Annotated in this window: 22 protein-coding genes; 15 read left to right on the forward strand and 7 right to left on the reverse strand. The window is 42.7% G+C overall.

Annotation, left to right across the window (positions count from 1 at the left end; translation table 11 throughout):
- Positions 1–144 precede the first annotated feature (144 nt).
- The 12 genes from ACTJJQ_RS10135 to ACTJJQ_RS10190 all read left to right on the forward strand — a co-directional run bounded on the left by ACTJJQ_RS10135 (position 145) and on the right by ACTJJQ_RS10190 (position 11,182).
- Positions 145–915: a glycosyltransferase family 2 protein gene (locus ACTJJQ_RS10135; RefSeq protein ID WP_041508123.1), complete on the forward strand. Its 771-nt coding sequence runs from the start codon at positions 145–147 to the stop codon at positions 913–915.
- A gap of 6 nt (positions 916–921) precedes the next feature.
- Positions 922–2,334 carry a capsular polysaccharide export protein, LipB/KpsS family gene (locus tag ACTJJQ_RS10140; protein WP_440600168.1) on the forward strand — a complete coding sequence of 471 codons (1,413 nt, stop codon included), beginning with the start codon at positions 922–924 and terminating at the stop codon, positions 2,332–2,334.
- Between the two features lie 21 nt (positions 2,335–2,355).
- On the forward strand, positions 2,356–3,534 hold the full coding sequence (locus ACTJJQ_RS10145; RefSeq protein ID WP_041091357.1) for a DegT/DnrJ/EryC1/StrS family aminotransferase: 1,179 nt from the start codon (positions 2,356–2,358) through the stop codon (positions 3,532–3,534).
- Positions 3,531–4,406, forward strand: a complete 876-nt coding sequence (locus ACTJJQ_RS10150) for an N-acetyltransferase family protein (protein WP_440600169.1) — start codon at positions 3,531–3,533, stop codon at positions 4,404–4,406. The genes ACTJJQ_RS10145 and ACTJJQ_RS10150 overlap by 4 nt, the downstream gene beginning before the upstream one ends.
- Before the next feature lies 1 nt (position 4,407).
- Positions 4,408–5,532 (forward strand): N-acetylneuraminate synthase family protein, encoded by a 1,125-nt coding sequence (locus tag ACTJJQ_RS10155; RefSeq protein ID WP_440600170.1) that lies wholly within the window; start codon positions 4,408–4,410, stop codon positions 5,530–5,532.
- Positions 5,522–6,262, forward strand: a complete 741-nt coding sequence (locus ACTJJQ_RS10160; protein WP_017360114.1) for a cytidylyltransferase domain-containing protein — start codon at positions 5,522–5,524, stop codon at positions 6,260–6,262. Before ACTJJQ_RS10155 ends, ACTJJQ_RS10160 begins: the two co-directional genes overlap by 11 nt.
- Positions 6,259–7,287 (forward strand): glycosyltransferase, encoded by a 1,029-nt coding sequence (locus ACTJJQ_RS10165; RefSeq protein WP_440600171.1) that lies wholly within the window; start codon positions 6,259–6,261, stop codon positions 7,285–7,287. The genes ACTJJQ_RS10160 and ACTJJQ_RS10165 overlap by 4 nt, the downstream gene beginning before the upstream one ends.
- A gap of 2 nt (positions 7,288–7,289) precedes the next feature.
- Entirely contained in the window at positions 7,290–8,030 is a 741-nt protein-coding gene (locus ACTJJQ_RS10170) for a sugar phosphate nucleotidyltransferase (protein ID WP_138279132.1), read from the forward strand.
- On the forward strand, positions 8,027–8,992 hold the full coding sequence (rfbB, locus tag ACTJJQ_RS10175) for a dTDP-glucose 4,6-dehydratase (RefSeq protein ID WP_440600172.1): 966 nt from the start codon (positions 8,027–8,029) through the stop codon (positions 8,990–8,992). Before ACTJJQ_RS10170 ends, rfbB begins: the two co-directional genes overlap by 4 nt.
- Positions 8,993–8,995: 3 nt before the next feature.
- Positions 8,996–9,850, forward strand: a complete 855-nt coding sequence (gene rfbD, locus ACTJJQ_RS10180; protein WP_331832134.1) for a dTDP-4-dehydrorhamnose reductase — start codon at positions 8,996–8,998, stop codon at positions 9,848–9,850.
- Positions 9,843–10,298 carry a dTDP-4-dehydrorhamnose 3,5-epimerase family protein gene (locus ACTJJQ_RS10185; RefSeq protein WP_301232149.1) on the forward strand — a complete coding sequence of 152 codons (456 nt, stop codon included), beginning with the start codon at positions 9,843–9,845 and terminating at the stop codon, positions 10,296–10,298. Before rfbD ends, ACTJJQ_RS10185 begins: the two co-directional genes overlap by 8 nt.
- A 92-nt stretch (positions 10,299–10,390) precedes the next feature.
- On the forward strand, positions 10,391–11,182 hold the full coding sequence (locus tag ACTJJQ_RS10190; RefSeq protein ID WP_286069845.1) for an SDR family oxidoreductase: 792 nt from the start codon (positions 10,391–10,393) through the stop codon (positions 11,180–11,182).
- 15 nt (positions 11,183–11,197) lie between these two features.
- Here the strand turns inward: ACTJJQ_RS10190 and ACTJJQ_RS10195 are convergent, their stop codons facing one another.
- The 6 genes from ACTJJQ_RS10195 to ACTJJQ_RS10220 form a co-directional block, all read right to left on the reverse strand.
- Positions 11,198–12,391 (reverse strand): aminotransferase class I/II-fold pyridoxal phosphate-dependent enzyme, encoded by a 1,194-nt coding sequence (locus tag ACTJJQ_RS10195; protein ID WP_440600173.1) that lies wholly within the window; start codon positions 12,389–12,391, stop codon positions 11,198–11,200.
- A 17-nt stretch (positions 12,392–12,408) separates the two neighbouring features.
- Entirely contained in the window at positions 12,409–13,830 is a 1,422-nt protein-coding gene (locus ACTJJQ_RS10200; RefSeq protein WP_254505989.1) for an ATP-grasp domain-containing protein, read from the reverse strand.
- 15 nt (positions 13,831–13,845) lie between these two features.
- The gene (locus ACTJJQ_RS10205; RefSeq protein WP_440600174.1) at positions 13,846–14,607 is read right to left on the reverse strand and encodes an SDR family NAD(P)-dependent oxidoreductase; all 762 of its coding nucleotides are present in this window, start codon (positions 14,605–14,607) and stop codon (positions 13,846–13,848) included.
- Positions 14,604–15,311: a cupin domain-containing protein gene (locus ACTJJQ_RS10210; RefSeq protein ID WP_429617864.1), complete on the reverse strand. Its 708-nt coding sequence runs from the start codon at positions 15,309–15,311 to the stop codon at positions 14,604–14,606. The genes ACTJJQ_RS10205 and ACTJJQ_RS10210 overlap by 4 nt, the downstream gene beginning before the upstream one ends.
- Before the next feature lies 1 nt (position 15,312).
- Positions 15,313–15,918 carry a bacilysin biosynthesis protein BacA gene (locus tag ACTJJQ_RS10215; protein ID WP_440600175.1) on the reverse strand — a complete coding sequence of 202 codons (606 nt, stop codon included), beginning with the start codon at positions 15,916–15,918 and terminating at the stop codon, positions 15,313–15,315.
- A 149-nt stretch (positions 15,919–16,067) separates the two neighbouring features.
- Positions 16,068–17,300 (reverse strand): MFS transporter, encoded by a 1,233-nt coding sequence (locus tag ACTJJQ_RS10220; RefSeq protein ID WP_440600176.1) that lies wholly within the window; start codon positions 17,298–17,300, stop codon positions 16,068–16,070.
- Positions 17,301–17,445: 145 nt separating this feature from the next.
- On the opposite strand from ACTJJQ_RS10220, the gene ACTJJQ_RS10225 reads away from it, so the two are divergent.
- Both ACTJJQ_RS10225 and ACTJJQ_RS10230 read left to right on the forward strand, forming a co-directional pair.
- Positions 17,446–17,925 (forward strand): Lrp/AsnC family transcriptional regulator, encoded by a 480-nt coding sequence (locus ACTJJQ_RS10225; protein ID WP_008343601.1) that lies wholly within the window; start codon positions 17,446–17,448, stop codon positions 17,923–17,925.
- An 84-nt stretch (positions 17,926–18,009) separates the two neighbouring features.
- The gene (locus ACTJJQ_RS10230; RefSeq protein WP_440600177.1) at positions 18,010–18,978 is read left to right on the forward strand and encodes an alpha/beta hydrolase family protein; all 969 of its coding nucleotides are present in this window, start codon (positions 18,010–18,012) and stop codon (positions 18,976–18,978) included.
- Between the two features lie 121 nt (positions 18,979–19,099).
- Here the strand turns inward: ACTJJQ_RS10230 and hemQ are convergent, their stop codons facing one another.
- A complete protein-coding gene (hemQ, locus tag ACTJJQ_RS10235; protein ID WP_024719459.1) occupies positions 19,100–19,870 on the reverse strand; it encodes a hydrogen peroxide-dependent heme synthase in 771 nt (256 codons plus the stop codon).
- Positions 19,871–20,109: 239 nt separating this feature from the next.
- Here hemQ and pta point away from each other — a divergent pair, with 239 nt between their 5' ends.
- Positions 20,110–21,081, forward strand: a complete 972-nt coding sequence (gene pta, locus ACTJJQ_RS10240) for a phosphate acetyltransferase (RefSeq protein WP_008343597.1) — start codon at positions 20,110–20,112, stop codon at positions 21,079–21,081.
- Positions 21,082–21,176 lie beyond the last annotated feature (95 nt).

Genomic DNA, 21,176 nt, shown 5'->3' on the forward strand with positions numbered 1-21,176 from the left:
TTACTTATATTACCAAAATTTTTACGTTTTTCAAAGATAGATCATGAAAAAAATCCAATTTTATAAAAAATAGGTCACTCTACAGTCTCTTTAAGAGGAGACACATATGATAACCATAGTTTAAAAGAGACCGAGGTGAAAACATTGACGAAAGTAACGGTCATTATGACGAGCTACAACAAAGCGGCCTACGTTGGCAGATCAATTGAAGCGGTGCTGCAGCAGACCTTGTCAGACTTTGAACTTTTTATCATGGATGATGGATCAAACGAACAAACTCTTGCTGCTATTGAGCCTTTCCGTAAAGATCCACGCATCCATTTTATTCAAAGCGGGGTGAAAACGCTGGAGGAAAGAACGGCGAAAACACGCTATGCCGTCCTCATTAATCAAGCATTAGAACAGGCAAAGGGCGAGTATATTTCCTATGCCACAGATGACAATGTCTATGCACCAGACCGTTTAGAGAAGCTCACGAATTATTTAGATGCTCGTCCAAATGAACATATTGTCTATTCTAGTTCAAAAGTTATCTATTTAAATAGCGAAAAAGAGCCAGTAAAGGAAACGATTCGACCTGCGCAAACAGTGCAGTGGAATGCACCTTGTGCTATTGATCACTGTTCAGTTGTACATCGTGCATCCATTTTAACAAAGATTCGAGCTGAGTTTGGATCCTACTGGGACGAGAGTCCGCATTTTTATCGAATAGGGGATGCGCGGTTCTTTTTTAGATTAAATCACTTTTATCCGTTCTACCCTTTTGATGAGGTATTGGATACAAACTACATCACAGAACAGTCTATTCATTATCAGTTGGCAGAAGATGAGAAAAGCGATTTTATTCAAGCACTTCCTCCGCAGTCTACCTGCAGGGAGCTCCGTCATATATTAAAACAAAGACATGGGAGGTGACCTTAAGTGTCGCATTATATTCATCATTATTGGCAGGTGTACTTTGAGTATGTGAATCTGATGAAAGACTTAACCTATCGCCACATCCCCCTTGGATTAATCAGTAATTTTTATCAATACATCAGCCCTGAAGTGAGGGAACGTATGGAAGATGAGGCGTTTGGTGAAGAGCTGACAACGACTTGTCCAAAGCCGCAAGACATTCAGCCCTTTTTTGATCAGCATAAACAGCAGATCAAGCGTATCCCTTATCGTCCGAGTCATGGAAAGGTGCTGCTTCACTTTGAACACCTGCGTTTTACTGAACAAAATTACACGCGGTTCCATCCGAACCAAACAGTTGTGCTCGCGCGCTGGAAGAAGGCTGATTATTTCGGATTACCGGTGATCAGCAAGCCGGAATTAGCCGGAGAGGTTAATAAAGAAGCCCATGTTGAATATATTGAAAAAGCAAATGCTCTATTGAAACCTTACGCCCAGCATCCTGTCTTTGGCAATGTCTTTTTTAGAGAAAAGCTTCAGAAGGACATTGTGCAATTTATTGATGTGATTGACCAAATAGAAACGCTATTTGAGATGCAGCCTATTGCAGCTGTTGTTGTTGGTACGACGGAGGATGCTTATAGCCGTGTGCTCGCCTTGCAAACCGTGAAGCGCCATCTCACAAGTATTTGTCTTCAGCACGGTGCGCTCATGGGAGACGAAGCCTTTTTGCCGATTTTCACCACCTGCCACGGAGTGTTTGGAAAATATGAAAAGGACTGGTATGTAGACAAAGGCTGTCAGCCTGAGCAGGTGGAGGTCACAGGTCACCCGAGATTTGATTTGGTGCAGGAGCGAACACCGCTTCAACAGGAAATGGTCTTTCGTAAATTGAACTTCAATCCTGCCAAAAAGACTGTGCTCGTGGCAACACAGCCGTTTTCAGAAGCCTTTTACGGCGATGTTCTTAAAACGATTGCAAAACGGAAAGATATTCAGCTGATTATGAAGCCGCATCCGTGGGAAATCGCTCGAAATCGATTAAATGACTACACAGCGATTGAACGTGCGGGGAACCATGTGAGATTAATTAAAAAAGAGATCGACTTGTATGACCTCCTGCCGTATATGGATATGGTCATTACGCTCACATCAACAGTTGGTCTGGAAGCAATGCTCTTTAAAAAGAGTGTACTGATTGGAAAAATGACAGAAGGCAGAAGATACCCTTATTACGAGTCGCTTGGCAGCTGCCACATGGAAAACCCTATTGAGTTGGCCGAGAAAGCGATCCGTATTTTATCGGATGAACAAGAAATGAAGCTGGCGAAACAGCAAGGTGCTCGTTTCATTCAAGAGCATTATCCGCATGCACAATCGACCGATGTTCTGCTTTCTCTGCTCAAAACAAAAACAGGCGTGGATTTTCAGAGATGAAGATAGGGGTGTGCAAGCGATATGGGACAAAAGAGAGCACAATTTCTTCCTTATGCACTGCCTTTTATTGAACAGGAAGAAATTGATGAAGTCATTGGAACATTAAAGTCCGGCTGGTTGTCCACCGGACCAAAAGTTAGACAGTTTGAAGAAGAGTTTAGGCAGCTGACTGGAGCGAAGCACGCAATAGCAGTCAATTCATGTACAGCTGCTCTATTTTTAGCGTTAAAGGCGAGAGGCATTGGAGCTGGTGATGAGGTCATCACAACGCCTCTGACGTTCTGCGCAACAGCCAATACGATCATCCATACGGGGGCAGCCCCTATTTTCGTGGATATTGATCCGGCGACACTCAATCTAGATGCGAAAAAATTAGAAGCGGCCATTACACCACATACGAAAGCGGTTGTCCCTGTACATTTTGCTGGTCAATCGTGTGATATGGACCAAATTTTAGCGATTGCCAAAAAATATGATTTGTTCGTGTTGGAGGATGCTGCTCATGCCCTCTATACGACCTATCATGATCAACCGATTGGATCAATTGGTGATGCGACCGCTTTTAGCTTCTATGCAACGAAAAACATAGCGACTGGTGAAGGCGGCATGCTGACGACAAATGATGATGCACTTGCGGCTAGAATCAGAAGGCTGGCGCTTCACGGGATGAGCAAGGGAGCGTGGAATCGTTATGGAGAAAAGGGAACATGGTATTACGAGGTCGAGGAACCGGGCTATAAAATGAACATGTTTGACGTGCAAGCATCGTTAGGGCTCGTTCAGCTAAGCCGGTTGAAGGAGATGCAGACACGCAGAGAACAGATTGCGAAGACATACAATCAGGCATTTCAACATGAAGCTGGTCTCATCTTGCCGCCTGTACATGATGAGGGAAGACATGCGTGGCATTTATATGTGCTGCAAGTTGATCCAAAAGAAGCACTGATCACACGCGATGACATGATTGATCAGCTGCAAAAGGAATATAAAATCGGCACGAGTGTTCATTTTATTCCCGTTCACTTGCATCCATATTATCAAGAGACCTACAACCATTCACCAGAGGATTTCCCTGAGGCACTCACTTATTACAAACGAACGCTTTCGCTCCCGCTCTATCCAAGTATGACAGATGAAGATGTGCAGGATGTCATCACCGCAGTCGTGTCAATTTTAAAAGACAAGAAGGCCTCTTCATGAAAGTCGTTCATGCAATAGATGATCAGGTGCTGGCAGCTTGGCTCAAAACATATGGGCATGAAGCGGAACGCATGACAGGATTCAAGCAGTTTGCTCTTGTCAGCGGCGCTAAGCTCAAAGCAGTGCTGTTATACGAATGGTCCAAATGGGAGAGCGGCATTTTTGATAAGCATATTTTTCATGTGAAGTTTGTGGAAGCTGAATCAGCGCTGCTCTTTAAAGAATTGATGGAGAGATTCATCAATTGGATGAGAACAGAAAAATGTGATTTTTTCTTTTTACGTCTTGAGGCGGCTGATCTTGAAAAAAACCGCATTGTTCAAAAACTATCTCATGTGTATTATGTCGGTGGTCTCACTAGGCTTGAGGCACCGCCTGCCCTCATGGAGATGCCATCATCAGATCAAGATGTGGTGATGGGTGTGCCAGATGAAAAGGATTACGATGAGGCGGTCTTACTAGGTGATCAGGCTTTTGTGAAAAGCCGTTATGCCCTTGATCCATATTTAGACCAGCGGGTTGTTCAGCATTTTTATCAGGAGTGGATGAGAAACAACCTATTCGGACGCGCAGATATCAACCTCGTTGCTAAGGTGAATGATGAAGTGGTTGGCTTGATTCAAGGTATGACAAAGGGGCATGAGATGGGGCTTGAGCTTTTTGCGATTAGACCGGATGTTCAAGGAAAAGGGATCGGAAAAAAGCTGTTTATTGAGATGATGAAAGTGTCTCATCACAGAGGGCATCACTTCATTTCTGCGGGGACACAGCTTCATAATACGACAGCCATCCAGCTGTACGAAAAGATGGGGTTTAGGACAACAAATGCCTTTTTGTATTACCATGTGTGGCCGAAAAAAGGAGAGAGGTAAGATGGCGCATTTCTATATCGGAGATCGCAAAGTGGGAGATGATGCGCCTGTCTTTATCATTGCAGAGGCAGGCATTAACCATGATGGAAAGCTGGATCAGGCACTTGCTTTAATTGATGTGGCAAAAGAAGCAGGGGCTGATGCGGTGAAGTTTCAAATGTTTCAAGCGGATCGGATGTATCAAAAGGAACCGGGGTTATACGAAACGGCCAAAGGAGAAGAATTGTCTATTTTTTCTTTAGTGGAACAAATGGAGCTGCCGCCGGAATGGCTGCCTGTCTTATTGAGGCGTTGTAAGGAAAAAGGATTGATGTTTTTAAGCACCGTGTGTGATGAAGAATCGGCTGATTTATTGAATCAAACGAATCCACCTGCTTTTAAACTGGCATCCTATGAAATCAACCATTTGCCTCTTTTGCGTCATACGGCTTCTTTTCAAAAGCCGATCATTTTTTCAACAGCTGGGGCCACCATTGCTGATGTTCATGAAGCATACGAAACGATTACGAGCCAGCAAAATAAGCAAGTCGCCATCATGCATTGTGTGGCAAAGTATCCAGCACCTAGAGCATATACGAACCTGCGGGTGATTCAAACCTTAAGATCCGCTTTCCCTGAAGCAGTCATTGGCTTTTCAGATCATAGTGAACACCCGACGGAAGCGCCAGTAGCCGCTGTGAAGCTCGGGGCAGCAATGATTGAAAAACATTTTACAATAGATAAAACATTACCCGGAGCGGATCATTCATTTGCTCTTAATCCTGAAGAATTAAAGGAAATGGTTCAGCACATTCGAGCAGCAGAAAAGCAGCGGAATCAAGCGGAAATAGACGTTCATTCATTACCAGAGGAGCTTCTTGGCAGTTCTTATAAAACGACAACAGCCATTGAAGGGCAGATTCGAGAATTTGCGTATCGAGGAATTTTTACGACAAAAGGCATTGCAAAGGGAGAGACCCTCACGTCAGAAAATGTAGCTGTGCTGCGCCCTGGCCAAAAAAATCAGGGGTTGCATCCGCGATATATGCCGATTTTACTTGGCACAAAGGCTGTGAGAGACATCCCAGCCCATACAGGTGTTTCGTGGAAAGACGTACTCATGCAGGAGTCTCGAGATGATGCATGATGTACTTTTTGTCATTCAGGCTAGGATGGGATCAACAAGACTGCCCAAAAAAGTGATGAAACCGATCGGCGGAATGGCGCTGATTGATTTGATTGTGGAGCGGGTGAAGCAATCAGATGATTACCATCACAACATGCAAAACCTTATGATTGCCACAACGGTCGAGCCAGAGGATGACTATTTGGCTCAATATTGTATGTCAAAGGGCTATAAGGTGTTTCGAGGCAGTGAGGCAGATGTGCTTGAGCGGTTTGCGCAGATTGTCCGCCAATTTGAACCTAAAACGGTCGTACGTTTAACGGGAGACAATCCATTTATAGATCCTTCGCTTTTGTCGAAAATGCTTGAAAAACATAGACAGGAAAAGGCTGATTACACATATACGAACGGAACACCACTCGGTATTTCCGGGGAAATGATTGAAGCATCTATTTTATGTGAAATCGACAAATTTCCCCTCACTTATTCAGAACGTGAGCATGTCACGCTGTATATCAGAAAGCATCCCGAGCAATTTTCCCTTCAATTATTCACACCGCCCAAAGAACTTGCATATCCTGCTTATCGATTCACGATTGATACAGAAGAAGATTATGTGTTTGCTACCCGTTTACTAGAGAAAGCTGGTGGTTCTATTGCTGTGCCGACAGCTGAGCTCATTTCCATCTGTGAACAACATCCAGACATTGTTCGTTTGAATCAATCTGTGAGACAGAAGGATGCTGAATGAACAAAAAAATCATGATTGTTGTTTATGGGGGTTTTTTAAGAGGAATGGGTCATGTCGTCAGAATGAAACGTTTGGCAAAAGAACTGCTTCAGGAAGGGAACAACTTATATTTCTATACAAATGATCAGATTTGTGTAGAAATGCTTTCGCACCCAGAGTGGCACGTTCAGATGGTGCATGAGTCGAATGCGCTTCTCCAGGTCCAACAAGACATCAAAAAGCTAAAGCCTGACCTTTTAGTCATAGATGTTCTTGATTGTGATCTTCAGTTTCTTCAAACGATCAAAGACTCCTGTGGCAGTGCGAGATTGGTCTTATTTGAGGAAAAAAGAGAGGAAGCCTGTCAGCTTGCAGACACGGTCATAAACGGCATTTATGGCGGTCTGGACGGGAAGCACGAGCAGGTTAATGGCACGGCTTATTATCATGGAACGCCCTATTTATTGTTAGATCACGAGATTAATCGATTCAAAGACACATATGAGGTTCGGAAAGAATGTAAAAAGGTGGTCATCAGCCTTGGCGGCAGTGATCCGTGCGGCCTGTTATCAAAGGCTGTATCGGCGCTTCTTCAAACAAATCACCTAGACATTTTAGCGGTCGCAGGAAAAGCCTCTCACATCAAAGAGCAAGTAGAGGCGGAACATATCCAATTCATTCAACATACAGATCAACTACCGGTTCTTTTATCAGAAGCTGATGTGGCTATCGTAGCAGGCGGTATGACGTTATATGAGGTAATTTGTATCGGGGTGCCCAGCATTGTCCTATCGCAAGTAGACCACCAAGCAGTGACAGCGAGCATGTTTGCGCAAAAGGGCGCTTGTTTTCACCTTGGATTAGGTGACCTTGTGGAAGAAAAAGACCTGTTGCAAGCTGTTCAAAAACTGTCTGACAGCTATTTTCTCCGCAGAAGCATTCATCTTAATGGATGTTCACTCATTGATGGAAAAGGAATCGAACGAGTGAAAAACATTCTTATACACCTCATGAATTCACACCAAAAAGAACATAAGGATGTGTAGATGTGAAGGGAGTTATTTTAGCAGGAGGAAAGGGATCACGGCTGGCACCATTAACGAAGATTTTCAACAAACACTTGCTGCCGGTTGGTCCATACCCGATGATTTATTGGTCATTATTCAAACTGAAAGAAGCAGGAATTGTAGATGTGATGCTGATTTCACAGGAAGAACAAATTCCGTTGTTTCAAAAGTTACTGGAAGATGATCGTGAACTTGGGATGAATATTGTGTATCAAGTACAGCCAGAAGCGTCTGGTATTTCCGATGGTTTATCCTATGCAAAGCCCTTTGTTAAAGGGGAAAAATTTGTGCTGATGCTTGGTGATAATGTTTTTGAAGATTCATTACGCCCTTTTGTCGACGCCTTTAGGCAACAAGAAAGCGGAGCCAAGGTTTTATTGAAAGAGGTGGCAGATCCAAAACGGTTTGGCATTGCAGAAATTGATCCTGCTCATCACCGAATTTTATCAATAGAAGAAAAGCCAGAGCACCCGAGGTCATCTTACTGCGTCACGGGCATCTATTTTTATGATCAAGACGTCTTTCAATATATCGAGGAAATCTCGCCGTCAGATCGAGGTGAACTAGAGATTACTGATGTGAATAATCTCTACATCTCAAATAGCCAGCTGACCTATGATATGTTAAAAGGGTGGTGGATTGATGCAGGAACACATGAATCTCTCCACGAAGCATCTACAAAAATGTTTGAAACGATGAAGGAAAAAGAGGGATACGAATGACGAAGTCTTATTTAATTACAGGTGGAGCAGGGTTTATTGGACTGAATTTTGTGAAGCTGCTGCTTCAAGAATCCGATGTCCGGCTTACCGTATTTGATAAATTAACATATGCCAGTCATCCAGAGGAGATGGAATATTTATCAAAGCTACCTCATTTCCGTTTTGTTCAGGGAGATATTACGCTGCAAGACGAACTAGATCAAGTATTTGATGAAGCCTATGATGCCATCATTCATTTCGCAGCAGAATCACATGTTGATCGCAGTATTGAGTCAGCAGAACCCTTTATCCAAACAAATGTCCTTGGTACCTATCGTATGCTTGAAGCTGTTTTAAAGGGAAAGGCGAAAAAACTCATTCATATTTCGACAGATGAAGTATATGGAGATTTGGAGCCGGATGATCCTGCTTTCACAGAACAAACACCACTTTCACCGAATAATCCTTATTCAGCAAGCAAGGCAAGTTCAGACCTGCTTGTGAAATCTTATATCCACACCCACCAACTACCCGCAATGATCACAAGATGCAGCAACAACTACGGGCCTTATCAGCATGAAGAAAAATTAATCCCAACCATTATTAGAAAAGCGGTCAATGGTGAAAAGATTCCGATATACGGAGACGGCCAGCAGATTCGCGATTGGCTGTATGTAGAGGATCATGCGAGAGCCGTAAAACAAGTAGTAGAAAACGGAACAGCCGGTCAGGTGTACAATATTGGCGGCGGCAACGAGAAAACAAATCTTGATTTAACCAAAACCATTCTCACACATCTAGGCATCTCTCATGACCAAATCGTGTTTATTCAAGACCGGAAAGGGCATGACAGGCGGTATGCCATTGATGCCAGTAAGCTAAAAGAAGAGCTTGGCTGGGTGCAGGCAACTTCATTCGAAAAAGGTATCGAAAAAACGATCGATTGGTATCGTGCCAAATATGATCAAAGTGAAGAAGGGTGACCGATGAAAGTTTTAATCACCGGTGCAGGCGGCCAATTAGGGAAAGAATTGACGAAACAGCTGAAAGAAAAAGACATCACAGTCATTGCTTTAACAAGGAGTATGCTGAATATCACAGATCAACAGGCAGTCAGACATGCAATGAGACATTTCCGTCCGGATATTGTTGTCAGTGCGGCTGCTTATACGTCTGTGGATCAATGCGAAACAGAAACGGAAAAAGCCTATCTTGTGAATGGGATTGGCGCCTACTATACAGCGCTTGAAGCTAAAAACGTAGGGGCTGATGTATTACATGTCAGCACAGATTATGTGTTTGATGGGCAAGCGGATACCCCTTACCAAGTTGATGCACAAGCAGATCCGCAAACCATTTATGGGAAAAGTAAAAAACTTGGAGAAGAATTGATTCATCTTGTGTCAGATGAAGTGAAGATCATTCGTACATCGTGGCTTTATGGACATGAGGGACATAACTTTGTGAATACCATTCTTCGGCTGGCTGAAACGAAGGATCATTTGCGCATCGTCAATGATCAGTTAGGGTCTCCTACTTATACAAAGGATGCCGCAGAAGCTTTGATTCACTTGTTTGACCAGAAAGCAGGTATTTATCATGTCAGTAACCGAGCAAGCTGTTCATGGTTTGACTTTGCGACAGAAATTGTGGCAGCAAGCGGTCTGTCTACGATAATTGAGCCCATTTCCACTGAAGAGTATGGCTTCCAAACACCTCGGCCCGCCTACTCTGTTTTAGACCTGCAAGCGATTGAAGCGACAGGCTGGAAGCCAAGACATTGGAAGGATGCACTTCACGAATACTTGCAGAAAGAAGGGAGATTCGAGCAGCATGATTGATGGTGTACAAACGAAAAAACTCATGAAACATTGTGATGATCGCGGCTTTTTCGCAGAGCTTATTCGAGATGACGAACCGATGCTGAAGCGATTTGGGCAGGCGTCGTGGTCGAAAAGTTTCCCAGGAGTGATCAAAGCCTTTCATTATCATGAAAAACAAGACGATGTTTGGTTTTTCCCAGCAGGTCATGCACAGGTCGTTTTATACGATTTGAGAGAAGATTCCCCGACAAAGGGTCAAACCGATGTGTATTATATGGGAGAAGATAATCCGATGCTGCTCCTCATCCCAAAGGGAGTTGCCCATGGCTACCGCGTATTAGGGGAGACGCCGCTGCAGATTGTGTATTTTACAACAGAATCGTACGACCCAAAAAAACCAGATGAGAAGAGAATTGCGTGGAATGATGAGGGAATCGGATTTAATTGGGAAACGACATTTAAATAGAGAAGAGAGGCCTTTCGCAGGAGAAAGGTCTTTTTTTGTTGAAATACATTCTGTATGTGTCATTTTATGTATATTGATGAAAAGGGATGTGGATGAGTTTGTCTAAAAGAATTGCATTTGTCACAGGGGCAAGTACAGGCATTGGAAAGGCAATCGCAATAAAACTTGCCGCCCAGAGCGATATGAAGGTGATCATCAACTCTAGAAATATGGCCTCACTTGAACAGACGAAACAGCACATTCAAGATATGACAGAAACAAAGGAACCGCTGTCTCTATTCTGTGGAGATATGTCGGTTGAAGCGGTGAGGTCGGAAGCCTTTGAAGAAATAGAAAAGGAGTTTGGCAGACTCGATGTGCTGATCAATAACATTCCAGGAGGAAAACCAGATACATTTGATTCATGTGAAACTGACCAGATGCTGGCTGCTTTCTCTCAAAAAGCCATCGCCTACGTAGATACAATGAAGCGTGCAGTAGCATTGATGAAAAGACATGAATATGGACGGATCATTCAAATTGTCGGGAACCTGTGGAAGGAACCTGGTGAACAAATGTTTACGAATAGTATGATGAATGCAGCGATTATTAATGCCAGTAAAAATGCAGCCACACAGCTTGCGTCGTCTAGTATTACGGTGAATTGTTTAAATCCTGGTTTTATTGCAACCGATCGGTATGAACAATTTATCGGCAATATGATGACGAAGCAGGGAGTGTCACGAGAGCAGGCTGTACAAGCTGTCGCATCAGGTATCCCAATGCAAAGAGTAGGCTCAGCGAGTGAGATGGCGTCATTGGCAGCTTTTATGGCATCAGAGGAAGCTTCTTATATCACAGGCCAACAAATCTCCGTAGACGGTGGAACGATGAAAAGTATATAAACTGAAAAAAACCCGCTATAGGCGGGTTTTTTGATGAAATCGAATGGGGAGGATGGACAGACGGTCGATAAAGAGAGCAAGCTCTTCAATCGGGGCAACCATTGAAATGCGTACATGACGGCTCCCATTGGCTCCAAATACTCCTCCAGGCGTGACGACAACATCGGCATGTTCGAGTAAATAGTCAGCAAAGGCATGAGAATGATCAAAGTCATCAGGAATCGGAGCCCATAAATAAAAGGCGCCGGGTGGACGTTTGATTGTCCAGCCAAGCTTTCTCGCCGCTTGCCGGATGAAGAAATTGATTCGTTCAAGGTATATCGCTCTTAATGATTGAATATGACAGTCATCACTTTGCAAGGCAACAGTCGCTGCATGTTGAAATCCGCCATACATACTGACAAACACGTGGTCTTGGAAGGTATTGATGGCATGAATGATCTCCTCATTTCCAACAGCAAAAGCGACTCTCCATCCTGCCATATTAAAAGTCTTTGATAGAGAATATAATTCGACGCCTACACTTTTCCCGAGAGGAGTATTCATGAAGCTCACGGGTGTTTGTTCGTAATGAAATGAACCATAGGCGAAATCATGAATAACATACAGTTCGTGAGCGGCCGCAAAGGTAGCAGCCTCTTCAAAGAATGCCTCATTTGCGACAGCACCCGTGGGGTTATTCGGATAATTCAAGAACAGTACTTTTGCTTTTTTGACTACATCACGATCAATTGAGGAGAGATCTGGTAAATAACCATTTTTCTCTTCAAGTTTGATACTGTATGGCTTGGCGTCCGCCATCAAAATGCCTGAATGATATTCAGGGTATCCTGGATCGGGAACGAGTGCAATATCTCCTGGATCAAGAAGACACTGACTCATGACATACAGTCCCGTTTTTCCGCCAGTGAAAAGAGCAATTTCCTTCTGCGGATCAATCTCAGCACCGAATTCCGATCTATAAAAATCTGCAATGGCTTGTTTGAAAAAGTCAAAGCCTCTAAAAGGGGCATATTGTTGAAATGGCAAAACACCCGCTGACTCCTTTAGGGCACTCACGATATGGGGAGGAGTTGGTAGATCAGGGTTTCCCTGACCTAGATTCATAATGTTTGCTCCGTTTTTTGTCTTTTGAGCAATTTTTTCAAAGACGGTGCCGAATTTCTGTTCAGGCAGCCGTTCAATCATTTTAGATGCTAACATTTTCACCACAGCAGCCTCTCTTTCTATCCCTTCACTAATTCATCCATTAACTGAATCGTTGCCTGTTTCTGAATGTTGCGGATGGACGCGGCAACGTCTTGTGAAGATGATCCTTTTAATTCAAGAGATACGATTCCATTAAAAGCTTCAAATAAAGCAAGATCCACAATAGCCCCTTTGGTAGGGAATGATTGACTGACAATCGCAGTATCTCCAACGAATGCCCCCTCTGGAATAGACACATGATCAATGGTGATATGTGTGGCTTCAGGTGGGATATGCCCACTCTCTTTAAAATGCTGAGGGTACAGGTGGCAGTCCGCTACATAAAATGTATGTCCAGAAAGCAGCTGTTTTGGCAGTGCAGCCTTTTTACCATCAACTAATACATCAATCAATAGCTTGGCCATATCGACGCCAAAGACCTTTTTAATATTCGGGATCATATTCCAGCCAGCGAATCGAGCCGCTGATTCGATCAGTCCAGTTTCTCGATTTTTCATGAGTTTGATTTCTGTATGGGTTGCACAATGTTCAAGACCTAGTCCTTCATTTGCCTTTCTTGCTGCTTCAATGATGATTTGCTTTGCTTCATTGTCTAAGATCGTCGGAGTGATATGAGCCGTTTCTGTAAAGCCGATTTGAGGGGTTTTATCATGTATGACAAAAGGGAGATATTCGCCCTCTACGACCAGCCCTTCTACACTGACATAATCAGCATATCCTTCATCTTCATACCAATCTTCGTAAGCACCCTCTAAATACGTTTCAGCGACAAACGGTGCTTCATACGTGACAGCGTCTGGGACTGGTATGGTTTCCAAATACGATTGTACTTGTAAAAACAGATCATCACTTCCAGCCTTGTCATGAAACAAGGTGACGCCAATAGAACTGGCTAAATATGTAGGCTTTAAAATGAGCGGTGTTCCGATAGACTCAATGGCTTTTTGGAAATCAGATAAAGTCGTGACAGGCTGAGTTTTCACCGCTTTGACGCCAGAGGCGTTGAATGCAGCCCTCATTTGGCTTTTATCACGCGCCATTTCGGCTGCCTTGACACCAGCACCTCGCAGACCAAGACGTTCAGCGGCCTTTGCCATCGGTGCAATGAATAATTCATTATTGGTGGTGATTGCATCTGCTTTGAAAAAGGAAGCCACTCGAATGAAGTCTTCCACAACTTCTTCTTCTGATTTTGGATAATCATCATGTGCCCAGTAAATAGAATCAGGGTGTTCAAAAGAAGGGTGTGTATCAAAATAATCACGGTCTTTGATGACGGCAATGGAGTATTTTTCGATTAGCTCGGCATGTCCCTTTGTAATCGCAAAGGGTCTCGGGATATAAGAAACGATATGATACGATGCCGCCACGCTTTCATAAAACATATGGGGCGGGCATCCACCTAGATCAGCAATGACAAGTACAGTTTTTTTACTCAATGAAAGCACTCCTTTTTATCTAGCGGTGTAACCTCCGTCTGCTGTGACGACACTTCCAGTCATATAGCTGGATAGATCAGAGGCGAGAAAGAGCATCACGCCAGCAATTTCTTCAGGTTTTCCAAGCCTCAGCATAGGGTTCACCTTTGCTTTTTCCTTTTTGACGATCTCGAGACTTTCTGGGTGGTTGTCTAAAAAGGACTTCTCGTTTAATGGTGTATCAATGATGCCAGGGGCAATACAATTCACCCTGATTTGATGAGCGGCATAGTCAATGGCCATTGATTTGGTGAGCTGAATGACACCGCCTTTTGTTGCATTGTATGCCGGAATGTCAGGCCAGCCCACAAGACCTCCGACAGATCCGGTATTGATAATACTTCCACTCTTCTTTTCAAGCATATGCGGCAATGTATGCTTACTCATGAGAAAGACGCCGGTCAGGTTGACCTGAAGAATACGATGCCAATCCTCCAGTGCCATCTCATGAATGGGTGAGACAATTTCGATGCCTGCATTGTTAATGAGGACATCAATGGCACCGAATCGGCTCAGCACGCTCTGAACGGTTTGGTGACAGTCAGACTCCTTCGTAATATCTGTTATAAAAAATGCAAGGTGCTCATGCGGTAATGACTCAATGAGTTGGTTGCCGCTGCTTTCATTGATGTCAGCGACAGCTACTTTTGCTCCATGCTCGAGGAAGAGCTTGACAGCAGCAAGCCCAATCCCCGACGCACCTCCTGTAATGAGGACAACTTTTCCGTCTAACTTCATTTCTTCACCTTAGATGCTTTTGGTTTTAAGCGATTATAGCGAGGAGGGAAGAAGAGATTAATAGACTTTGATGCTTCTGGCTTTCGATTGATGGCCCCATGATCTTCCCTTGGATCACAGAAATAGGTGGTGCCAAATTCCATCTTTTCTGTAAAGCCTTCGATTGTCATATCATACCCTCCGCTGATGCAAATGCCGATTTGTTCATTTCTATGTTTATGAAAAGGCATTTCTCCACCGTTTCCAGGGATATTGGCAATCATCAGCTCCATCCAATCCTCCACAAAAAAAGTCACTTCCATGCCAGGGAGTAAATCCCGTGTTTTGAAAATGTCTAAGAAATAAGTGGGGGGAGCTGTATATTCTTCGTCATCCTTTAATCTCTTAATATCAATGGCGATCACTTCTTCATCTGTCAGATTTGAAGCGCCGTGAGGGACAAACGGTGGTGCGATATAGGCTGATTCTAATGGGGTGAGCAGTTGAGTCGATTGGCCGACAGTCATTTGAAGCTCGCCTTTTAATACAATGCCGATTTGTGCTTCGGGATGTTCGTGAGGTTCAATGATTGTGTGGGGAGGGACGTATGAAATTAACACTTCCGTACCGCCTCTTACAGTGGAATATTGGATAACGCCATTATCCCATTCTAATTTTTTCGCTTGAGGAAAATATCGTTCTTGCGTCTTTTGTTCAGTTTGCATCTTATATCTCTCCTTTTCCGAATATGGACCAACTCATGGGTATACTTTTAAACGTTCGAATGAAGATGAGGCCATATGTGGCTCTTGCCACCTCATTCGTTAAAGCAAAATCAAATTCGCCGTCCCTTACTTTCTGCGCGGCAGTACTTGTAGAATTAACAAGTTCAAATTCAGCATTTTGGTGAATGAAATATTGAATTAAATTGACAGGTGCAGGATGTGAGACAATTTTTAAATGGTGGAGCATTTGTTCATTGAATGGGAAATCAGGTCTGACAGCCAAACCATACATGGGCGTGTCACATCTGAAAATTTGTAAAAGCTGTAGATCTGGTCTCATGTAGAAGTGTTTGATGCCTTCATATGCGTGTGGGACGAGAGTAAATTGAAGTGGTTGAGAGAGAGTATGTTCAATGCAAGTTTCGAATGTGTCATAAAGGGATAGTTTCATATGAGTGCCGAGTGTAGTGGTGGATTGAGAGATGAAATGTTTTGCTGCGTATTCACTGCTTGTCCCCTTAGGGCCTAGAGTGTTGACTGTAAACATCTTAGGTGAAGGGCTTGGCTCTTCTTTGAAATGAAACACATCATCATTCTTTAGGATCATGTTTACCATCCAATCTTTTTCAAATTTTTACTAGATTATAAAATTTAAAATTGGTAATTGTCAACAAATTTTATAAAAAATGTAATATATGATGATATTAAAAATTGATCTAAAAAACTGCACATATCGAGATGTGCAGTGAAATGTGCTTACGTTTCAAGTGTAGTTGGCTGTTTTTTCTGTAAGGCGCGTTCTCGTTTATAGCTGACGAAGCTGATGATAAAACCAACAAGTGTGATCAATGCACAGACAAGACCTACCGTATGATATCCGAAATGGACATAAACGGGTCCCATCAGTGCGGAACCGAGCATAACAGCAAGGTTGGAGGCCAGGCTGTAAAAAGCCATCACTTTCCCGCGATGGGTTTGAGAGCAGTCGCTTAGAACGGTGCTTAGAAGCGTGACAGATAAGCTTTGCATAGCACCCCAAATAAATAGGGCGAAAATCAGCAACATCCACGAGAATGGCGCATAAGGAAGCAAGGCTAGAACAAGCGCAATTCCACCCAGCACAAAGACAAGGGAACGGGTTTTACCGAACCAGTCTGCTAATTTTCCAGTAAACATACTCATAGAAAAGCCGACGCCATAAGCCATAATAAGAAGTCCAGCTGTTGATTGTCCGCCATCAAACAGACTTTGCAAATAAGCACCTAAAAACGAGTACATGCCGTAAAATCCAAGCATATTGCAAAACGTCACAGTCAAATAGGCAGGCACACGATCGATTTTCAAAGCTCCCCATAAAGCGCCTGTTTTCTCTCTAGCTTGAGGTGCCTTCGGATCAGCTGCTCTGACTTGTTTTCTTGATTCAAGGATGACGAGTAGCAGGACAATGAGACTCATCATAGCGAAGATCCAAAACGTCCAGCGCCAGTTTAAACTCTGGCCGATAAAGGCGCCAATGGGCACACCAAGGACAAGAGAAAGAGACCAGCTCGATACAATGAGTCCCATCACTTTGCCGCGGTATTCGTATGGAACCCGGTCGCCCACAAGAGCATAGGCTGTTGGCACAAATACACCAGTTGCCAGCCCTGAAATAGCACGGCCTGCAAAAAACACTGCCAAATTTGGGGCAGCAGCACACATCACTGTTCCAATTAAAAAGAAGGACAGCCCAATTATCAAACACAGCTCTCTTGAATATCGGTCCCCTAAAGGAACGAGTAGCGGAGCTCCAACCAGCACAGCTAACCCATAAATGCTGATGGAAAGAGCGAGAACATCAAGAGAGTGCTGAAAGGAGTTTGATAAATCGGGCAGCAGTGGTGAAATCACCAGTTCCTCCGATCCTGCCGCAAAAACGCCAAGTGTGAGTGCAATGGCAAGTGTGATGGGAAATGTTTTAGAAGCCTGGCTGTCTAAAGATTCTTTCATCAAGTGATCCCTCCATACTTGCTTTTTCATTCAATTCCGTTAAAATAAATTCTACCATTATTTAGTTTTATTTTACATTTCGTATCATAAGTATCATCATAAAATACTTTTCAAATGGAACGATTTTGGGATAGGAGCGTAACGAATGAAAATCACCGATGTGGATGTGCATATTTTAAACGAATTGAGAGAAGATGCCCGCTTATCAATGAGGGAATTGTCCAAACGAGTGAATTTATCAGCACCTGCGGTAGCAGAAAGAGTGCGAAAACTAGAGGATGCAGGGATTATCGAAGGGTATTCTGTTCAAGTCAATTATAAAAAGCTGGGTCTGATGATAGACTGTTTACTGGAAGTCACCGTATTAAATGGGGAGTATCAGCGTTTTGTGACATTTATGAACCAGCATCCACGTGCGTTCTTTGCTTATCGAGTGGCAGGACAGTCCTGTTTTTTCATTAAGCTGTCTGTTTCTTCTCTTGAAGAAATTGAAGCCTTTATTCAAGATGTGTCTGGCTTTACAAAAACGGTCTCCCATATTGTCTTATCAGAGCATTCCTTTACCCATCCCATTCAGGAACGTGTGAAACAAATAGAAGAGCCAGAAATGACCGTGGTGAAATAGAAAAAGGACCTGCCCTCAGGTCCTTTTTCCTCTATACTAAAATATTCGTATAGTAATCATTTGTGATTAAAGGAGTTAATTCTTTTGAAGCTTTTAAAAGTAATAGATTACGCAGCACTAATGGATATGCACAGAACAAGAAGCAAAGAAAGTCACTATAATCATTTGCCTATTGACGTATGTGATAGGGATCGTTTTTTTAGTGCTCAGCCAATTGATTTAGAATTTCACATCGATAACCATACAGCAAACTTAAAAAGTGGAATATTTTCTTTTCATTCAAGCATCAAATCTGGTGAAGATAAGAATGACAAGGTTTCTGGGGAAGTGTTTTTACGAAAAGAGTCAAAGCACAAGCCCAATGTAATCTTCGTACATGGTTGGCGAATGGATTCATACGACAGAATCAAGAAGATTTATCACGATAAGATCGTTAAAAATTATGATTGGAACATGTATTACTACACGCTGCCTTATCATTTCGATAGAGAACCACAAAATTCAACCTATTCTGGTGAACACATGATTAGCGCCAATATCAGTCGAACAGTGCAATCCTCCCAGCAAGCTATTGTTGAACTTAGAGGGATGATTAAATGGATCAAGGAAAATGAAGGTGGAGAAATAATTGTAGTTGGTATTAGTTTAGGAGGGTGGCTAACAAACTTATTAGCAACCGTCGAGAAAGATGTGAATATTGTTGTATCAGCTTTTTATGCGAATAATATTGCGCATTCCATCTGGAACACTCTTCCTGGGAAGTATATACGAAGAGATCTGGAGGAACATGGAACAACGTATGAAGAACTCGACAAAGCTTGGGATATTATGAATCCTAGTAAAGCAAAACTTCTCGTAGACAAAGAAAATGTACTCTTAATATCAGGAAAATATGACATGTATATCGACATAAACGATGCTGATACGCTGTGGAATAGCTGGAATCAACCTCAAAGGCACATATACAGTTGTGGGCATGCTGGAATTGTACTATCTAGAAATAGAATAGCAGCCGACACACTTCAATTTATTGAAAGCAGGCTAAAGAAATAAAATGATGTTCATTTAGTTTTGTTTCTTACTTATCCTGAAAATGATGTTTTTCATGATATGATCACCTTTCTAAACAAATACATAAAAAAGCTTCGGAAAGATCCGAAGCCTCAAGAGTTTATCATACATGGAAATAAGACGCTAGCTGCTCGTTTGCTAATCGGTTTCCAACAAAGAAGGAACCAAATTCGCCGTAACGTGCACTCACTTCATCAAATCGCATTTCGTAAACCAATTTTTTAAATTGAAGCACATCATCAGAGAAAAGAGTGACGCCCCACTCATAATCATCAAAGCCAACAGAACCTGTAATGATCTGTTTTACTTTCCCAGCATAGCTTCTGCCAATTAAGCCATGGCTTCTCATAAGGGATTTGCGTTCATCCATTGAAAGCATGTACCAGTTGTCATTGCCAGAACGTCTTTTATCCATTGGATAGAAACAGACATATTGAGAAGAAGGAAGCTCAGGATAGAGGCGCGCACGTACATGCGGGTTCTCGTAAGGGTCTCCGCCATCTCCGCCTCCTGCCAAGTAGTTGCTGAGTTCAACAACTGACACGTAAGAATAAGCTGGAATCGTAAACTCTGCTAGTCGTGTCTTGTTAAATTCAAGTTCAATTTCACCCAGTTCTTCCATGGTCGGACGTAAAATCATGAGCATAATATCTGCTTTTTGGCCGACAATACTATAGATTGTTTGGCTTCCAGCCTGATTGTGCTCAGCTGTTTTCCATTTTTCTAATAGACCTGTGAACTCATGAATGATAGCTTGACGCTCATCGCTTGTCAGCAGCTTCCAAGCTGTCCAGTCGATCGTTCTAAAATCATGCAGTGCATACCAGCCATCTAGTGTTTGAGCTGCTTCATTTGTTGTATGTTGTTCGCTCATTTCTTTCACTCCTATTTACAGTTTTCCATCTGTTCCAACTATAACATAGTTTGTCCAAATGAAGATGTGATCAAAACTTGAACGACGAAAACGCTTTTCTAGAAATTGATTTAATTAGTTTGAAAAATAAGAATTTAAATTGTAAGCGCTATAATGTAAGTTGGTAGTTTGAATTTATGTAGAAGAAGAGTATGCTTAAAAGAGAACGCTTTTTTTGTAAAATCAAGGAGGGTATTGAAGTGGCAGATATTTTTTCAACAGTTCAGGAAAAGGTTGCAGGTAAAGGAGTTAAGATCGTTTTTCCTGAGGGAATGGACGAACGCATTCTAACAGCCGTTCAAAAACTAGCAGATGGCAAAGTATTGCAGCCAATTGTTGTAGGTAAGAAGGAAGAAGTAGAAGCAAAAGCAAAAGAATTAGGTCTTACACTTGATGGTGTTGACGTGTATGATCCTCATACATATGAAGGTTTTGAAGATCTTGTACAAGCTTTCGTCGAAAGACGTAAAGGCAAAGCGACAGAAGAGCAAGCGAGAAAAGCATTACTGGATGAAAACTACTTCGGTACAATGCTTGTGTATAAAGGTCTTGCAGACGGCCTTGTAAGCGGAGCAGCACACTCAACTGCTGACACAGTGCGCCCAGCACTTCAAATCATTAAAACAAAAGAAGGCGTAAAGAAAACTTCTGGTGTCTTCATTATGGCTCGCGGCGAAGAGCAATATGTGTTTGCTGATTGTGCGATCAACATTGCACCAGACAGCCAAGATCTTGCTGAAATTGCGATCGAAAGTGCAAACACAGCAAAAATGTTTGACATCGAACCACGTGTAGCAATGCTTAGCTTCTCTACAAAAGGTTCAGCAAAATCAGACGAAACAGACAAAGTATCTGAAGCGGTTCGCATTGCAAAAGAAAAAGCACCTGAGCTTGTTCTTGATGGAGAGTTCCAATTCGATGCAGCTTTCGTTCCTTCAGTGGCAGCGAAAAAAGCACCAGATTCCGTCATCAAAGGCGATGCTAGCGTATTTGTTTTCCCTAGCCTTGAAGCAGGAAACATTGGCTACAAAATTGCCCAGCGCTTAGGTAACTTTGAAGCTGTAGGTCCAATCCTACAAGGTCTAAATCAGCCAGTAAACGATCTTTCAAGAGGCTGTAATGCTGAAGACGTTTACAATCTTGCGCTTATTACAGCAGCTCAAGCACTATAAAATAGCATCTCGACTAGAGCAGTCAGTACGATAGATTCGTGCTGGCTGTTTTTTTATTTTGTCCAAATGTGTACAATAAAGAGTGAAAAGAAAAC

Origin of the sequence: Bacillus sp. 22483 (genome assembly GCF_052044605.1) — a bacterium.
GTDB lineage: Bacteria > Bacillota > Bacilli > Bacillales > Bacillaceae > Bacillus > Bacillus altitudinis.

Excerpts from the sequence above, each read along its gene's own strand:
- ACTJJQ_RS10150 (WP_440600169.1), top strand. The coding sequence starts at position 3,531 with ATGAAAGTCGTTCATGCAATAGATGATCAGGTGCTGGCAGCTTGGCTC.
- ACTJJQ_RS10160 (WP_017360114.1), top strand. The coding sequence starts at position 5,522 with ATGATGCATGATGTACTTTTTGTCATTCAGGCTAGGATGGGATCAACA.
- ACTJJQ_RS10155 (WP_440600170.1), top strand. The coding sequence starts at position 4,408 with ATGGCGCATTTCTATATCGGAGATCGCAAAGTGGGAGATGATGCGCCT.
- ACTJJQ_RS10215 (WP_440600175.1), bottom strand. The coding sequence starts at position 15,918 with ATGATCCTAAAGAATGATGATGTGTTTCATTTCAAAGAAGAGCCAAGC.
- ACTJJQ_RS10220 (WP_440600176.1), bottom strand. The coding sequence starts at position 17,300 with ATGAAAGAATCTTTAGACAGCCAGGCTTCTAAAACATTTCCCATCACA.
- rfbD (WP_331832134.1), top strand. The coding sequence starts at position 8,996 with ATGAAAGTTTTAATCACCGGTGCAGGCGGCCAATTAGGGAAAGAATTG.
- ACTJJQ_RS10205 (WP_440600174.1), bottom strand. The coding sequence starts at position 14,607 with ATGAAGTTAGACGGAAAAGTTGTCCTCATTACAGGAGGTGCGTCGGGG.
- ACTJJQ_RS10165 (WP_440600171.1), top strand. The coding sequence starts at position 6,259 with ATGAACAAAAAAATCATGATTGTTGTTTATGGGGGTTTTTTAAGAGGA.
- rfbB (WP_440600172.1), top strand. The coding sequence starts at position 8,027 with ATGACGAAGTCTTATTTAATTACAGGTGGAGCAGGGTTTATTGGACTG.
- ACTJJQ_RS10210 (WP_429617864.1), bottom strand. The coding sequence starts at position 15,311 with ATGCAAACTGAACAAAAGACGCAAGAACGATATTTTCCTCAAGCGAAA.
- ACTJJQ_RS10145 (WP_041091357.1), top strand. The coding sequence starts at position 2,356 with ATGGGACAAAAGAGAGCACAATTTCTTCCTTATGCACTGCCTTTTATT.
- ACTJJQ_RS10225 (WP_008343601.1), top strand. The coding sequence starts at position 17,446 with ATGAAAATCACCGATGTGGATGTGCATATTTTAAACGAATTGAGAGAA.
- ACTJJQ_RS10185 (WP_301232149.1), top strand. The coding sequence starts at position 9,843 with ATGATTGATGGTGTACAAACGAAAAAACTCATGAAACATTGTGATGAT.
- hemQ (WP_024719459.1), bottom strand. The coding sequence starts at position 19,870 with ATGAGCGAACAACATACAACAAATGAAGCAGCTCAAACACTAGATGGC.
- ACTJJQ_RS10190 (WP_286069845.1), top strand. The coding sequence starts at position 10,391 with ATGAGTTTGTCTAAAAGAATTGCATTTGTCACAGGGGCAAGTACAGGC.